The sequence below is a fragment of the Photorhabdus sp. P32 genome, assembly GCF_038085095.1.
Taxonomy (GTDB): Bacteria; Pseudomonadota; Gammaproteobacteria; order Enterobacterales; family Enterobacteriaceae; genus Photorhabdus; species Photorhabdus luminescens.
In genome coordinates this window covers 1-3965 of sequence record NZ_JAZGJN010000150.1, presented here as the reverse complement: position 1 = coordinate 3965, position 3965 = coordinate 1, and the positions used below count along the sequence as shown (strand labels likewise).

Genomic DNA, 3965 nt, shown 5'->3' with positions numbered 1-3965 from the left:
CTAGTAATAAATAATTAAAAATTTTGTCACCAGAAATATATCCAATAATATCGAGTGCTTAGATGAGTCTATTCCTTGAGCATAAGGTGAAATGCATTAATAAAATAAAAAATTAATTTGTATGTAGTTATATGGTTAGCAAGAAACGATATAAACTATTATAAACTACGTAGTTGCATGAAAAAGCCTATATCAAACTGGCAGATGTGAATAAGAACTTGGTTTATTTACTATTATTCGACTCTTTGCTATTTATAATCCGGCTAGTGAACATTCATGCGTAGCAGCAATTGGTGAGGTGATAAAATAGCGCCGATAAAACCAGTCAGGATATCGCTAATCATACATTATTCTTCGGTACAGGCATGATTTTGAAATCATGTGCGATACTAAATTCTGCTGTGGTTTTTTCCCGTAGAGTCTCTAATGTGACATTTGGCGCATGTTCTTTCAGGATTAACTGGCCCTGTTCAAAGCAGAAGACACCTAATTCAGTAACAATCATGCTGACTTTATTGATGGCGGTAAGTGGCAGAGTACATTGCTTGAGGATTTTTGCTGAACCGTCTTTGGCGCAGTGTTCCATTGCAATGATGACCTTGCGGGCGCCAGTGACAAGATCCATTGCTCCTCCCATACCAAGGACCATTTTCCCCGGTATCATCCAACTGGCCAGGTTGGCGTGCTGGTCAACTTGTAAACCACCCAGAACACAGGTATCTATGTGACCACCTCGGATCAGGGCAAAAGAGAGAGCACTGTCAAATATGGCGGCGCCGGGCAGGATACCGCAGGGTTTTCCGCCAGCATTGACCAGATTGGGATGTACTTCTGTAATGGGACCAAGACCTAGAATGCCGTTTTCTGACTGGAGAGTAATATGAATGTTATCCGGCAGATAATTAGGGACTTGCGTGGGAATGCCGATGCCGAGATTAACAACATCGCCATCTTGTAATTCACGTGCAACACGGTAGGCAATAAGTTGTTTGGCGTTCATTATGAGTTTCCTTCTGGATAAATGATGTAGTCGATCAATGCGCCAGGTGTCATAACGCAATCCGGTGTGATTTCACCTACTTCAACCAGTTCATCCGGCTCGGCAAGTGTAATATCCGCCGCCAGAGCGATGACTGGGTTAAAATTCCGGGCAGTGAGTTGGTAGGTGAGGTTGCCATAATGATCGGCAAGATGAGCCTGAATTAGCGCCAGATCAGCACGTAAGGGGAGTTCTAACAAATAGTCTGTTCCATTGACGGCTATTTTTTGTTTCCCGTTTTCTACAATAGTACCCACTCCGGTGGGGGTTAGAAATCCGCCTAGACCAGCTCCGCCGCAGCGAATTCGTTCGATCAACGTACCTAAAGGAACCAGTTCTACTGCTATTTCTCCAGCAAGCATTTTGCGTCCGGTTTCCGGATTAGTGCCAATATGTGAGGTGATGACTTTTTTCACCCGGTTATTAACCACAAGGGGGCCAATGCCAACGTCAACATCTGCGGTATCGTTAGCAATGATTGTCAAATCTTTGACGCCGGAGTTCAGCAATGTGGTGATTAAGCGGGGAGGTGTGCCTACGCCCATAAAACCGCCTACCATGATAGTCATCCCATCATAAAAATGCGCTATAGCTTGTTGTGTGCTAATGAGTTTATTTTTCATATTAATTCCCTATATATGATATATGGATATACCCGTCATCTTTCAAGTTGCCTCTTTGTTGGCTGCGCTCACTCACCCCGGTCACATAGTTATCTATGCTCCCGGGGATTCGCTCCCTTGCCGTCGCGATGCATCTTGAAATCCATAGGGAATATATACCCGTTATCTTTCAAGTTGCCTCTTTGTTGGCTGCGCTCTCTCACCTCGGTCACCTGGTTATCTATGCTCCCGGGGATTCGCTCCCTTGCCGTCGCGATGCATCTTGGAATCCATTGGGTATAGGCGCTTATATTTAAGTTTAGCAATAGATATGCCAACTACGTAATTTAAATAAGGATATTTTATAATTAACTGAAATTTAATTAATTCTACTTATCTGGTCGAGACAAGTGTATGCAGGTTTATACGAGCAATAAATAAGAGGTGTGCATGTATAGAAATTGAAGTTTGTATTATTACTCATGAGATTATTTTTCTCCTTTATTGATAAATAAATGAGTTATAATTTTTGCCGTTATAATAGCAATCGAAAGTAAAAAACTAGCCAAAAATATTTAATAGTGTATTAATGGCATATAAAAACCATTGTCTGAAAATGATAAAGATAGAGGGCATAGAAACTAGATCCTAAGTGATAACAGGTACTATGTAACAGAAACCGCAATAATTGGGAGTATAGAAAGCGTTGCCGAATGGGGGCAAGGGGGAAAATGGGTAAGTGTGAGGGGCTTCTAATAGGTTTGGTTCACTTTAGCCTTATAGGTGTATGGTGCAGGGATGAATTGTTAATATCGAGAGGCACGGCATTGTATTTAACGCTGTGCCTTGAATCTATTTGCTAAGATAATTTTAGGTGAGGATTTCTAAGAGAAATAGTTATTGTTCCGACCTGATTACCATTACGGGTATCTTTTCCATAACTAAAATCAAAATATTTCATCTGGTCTCCTGTTTCTACTACCTTTCCGTTAATAGCTATAAAATTTTTACGGAGCATGATATTAAGGCCATAGGCATTAGCATCTTTTGGTGCAACATCAATGACAACTTTTCCTGTATTTTCTTCTCCTTCGGCCATGAAGTTGAATACACCTTTAGGGTAATCTTCTCTGTGAATATCTAATGGAAAGTGGATACCATCCAGAGAATTGAGATTTAATAAAGTCGCTCCGGCTTTTAGGGTGAAGTTTGTGTCGAATAAAGGGCAACCTTTTTCATCTAAATCAGTTCTTATGTTCAATACTTGAGAGCTTATTAACATCTGTGCATTATTTTGTAAGATGATATTGCTACCATCGATGATGTCAACATGGTGACTTGTAAGACTAGTTTGAGAGGATTCGGTGATAGAAAAATGACAACTGAGTGAAATAATACTTTCTATCTTTTCTACAGTCTCTATAGTAAGCCGGCTTTTTCCTGACATAGCCACTGTTGACTCTTCTAATGTTGGTATTGTTGTATTTATCGGGCCACTAATTCTTACAATGCTTGAGTTTTTTATTGAAAAACTACTTGAGTTTTGTAATTTTATTCTATACGTATTGAATATTTCAGAATTAAGATAAAAATTAACAGGTTTTCCTTCACTTCCTAATATTATAAGATTTCCTGAGGATATGTTTATTGTTTTGCCTAAGGTTATATCTGTATTTTCTGCCTTATGTATTGCCTCATATCCCTCTTTAAACTCAATTGGTGACCTGGGCCAATGAATATCGTTTACTTTAATGCTATTTTTGTTATCAGTATCTAACAATATTAACGTATTTTCTCCAGCATCCATTTTGAAGGTGAAACCAATATTTTTATCGAAAGAGCTTGATGGAGTAATAGTTTGACTGCCATGTTGATGACCGTATGATTGATCTTCATCAGAGATCCAGATAAATTTTTCGCTCATTAATTTTACCCTTGTCTGAGTTAATGTTATTTCATAATTAAATATAGATTAATATAAATATAGTTCAAAATAAGTGAGTTTCAAGATGCTCTCAGAATATTTTACTATTTTTGATTTGGTTTAAGGTAAATATAGTTAATATTGGCAACTATATTTAGTTTATATCGTTAATAAATTTTCATGAAAGACATGTTGTGTTTCTATTTTGTTACTGATCAAAATTATAATAGAATATTGTCATTTTTCTACATCTTTTATAACAGTTATTTAATGACTTATCTATTGTTTAAATTATTATTAAATCATATGGTTAAAATGTATTTTTCTTATTAATATTGTATTATATTTCTGGTGAGTTGATTTTATTGTGAATTCAAGCATAATTAGTATATTGTAATAT

Annotated in this window: 3 protein-coding genes; all 3 read right to left on the bottom strand. The window is 37.4% G+C overall.

Going from position 1 to position 3965, the window contains the following annotated elements:
* Positions 1–340: 340 nt before the first annotated feature.
* The 3 genes from V2H77_RS01050 to V2H77_RS01040 all read right to left on the bottom strand — a co-directional run bounded on the left by V2H77_RS01050 (position 341) and on the right by V2H77_RS01040 (position 3565).
* Positions 341–1000 carry a CoA transferase subunit B gene (locus tag V2H77_RS01050; protein ID WP_341497317.1) on the bottom strand — a complete coding sequence of 220 codons (660 nt, stop codon included), beginning with the start codon at positions 998–1000 and terminating at the stop codon, positions 341–343.
* Positions 1000–1662 carry an acetate CoA-transferase subunit alpha gene (gene atoD, locus V2H77_RS01045; RefSeq protein WP_341497316.1) on the bottom strand — a complete coding sequence of 221 codons (663 nt, stop codon included), beginning with the start codon at positions 1660–1662 and terminating at the stop codon, positions 1000–1002. Before atoD ends, V2H77_RS01050 begins: the two co-directional genes overlap by 1 nt.
* An 838-nt stretch (positions 1663–2500) precedes the next feature.
* Positions 2501–3565 carry a hypothetical protein gene (locus tag V2H77_RS01040; protein WP_341497315.1) on the bottom strand — a complete coding sequence of 355 codons (1065 nt, stop codon included), beginning with the start codon at positions 3563–3565 and terminating at the stop codon, positions 2501–2503.
* Positions 3566–3965: the final 400 nt, after the last annotated feature.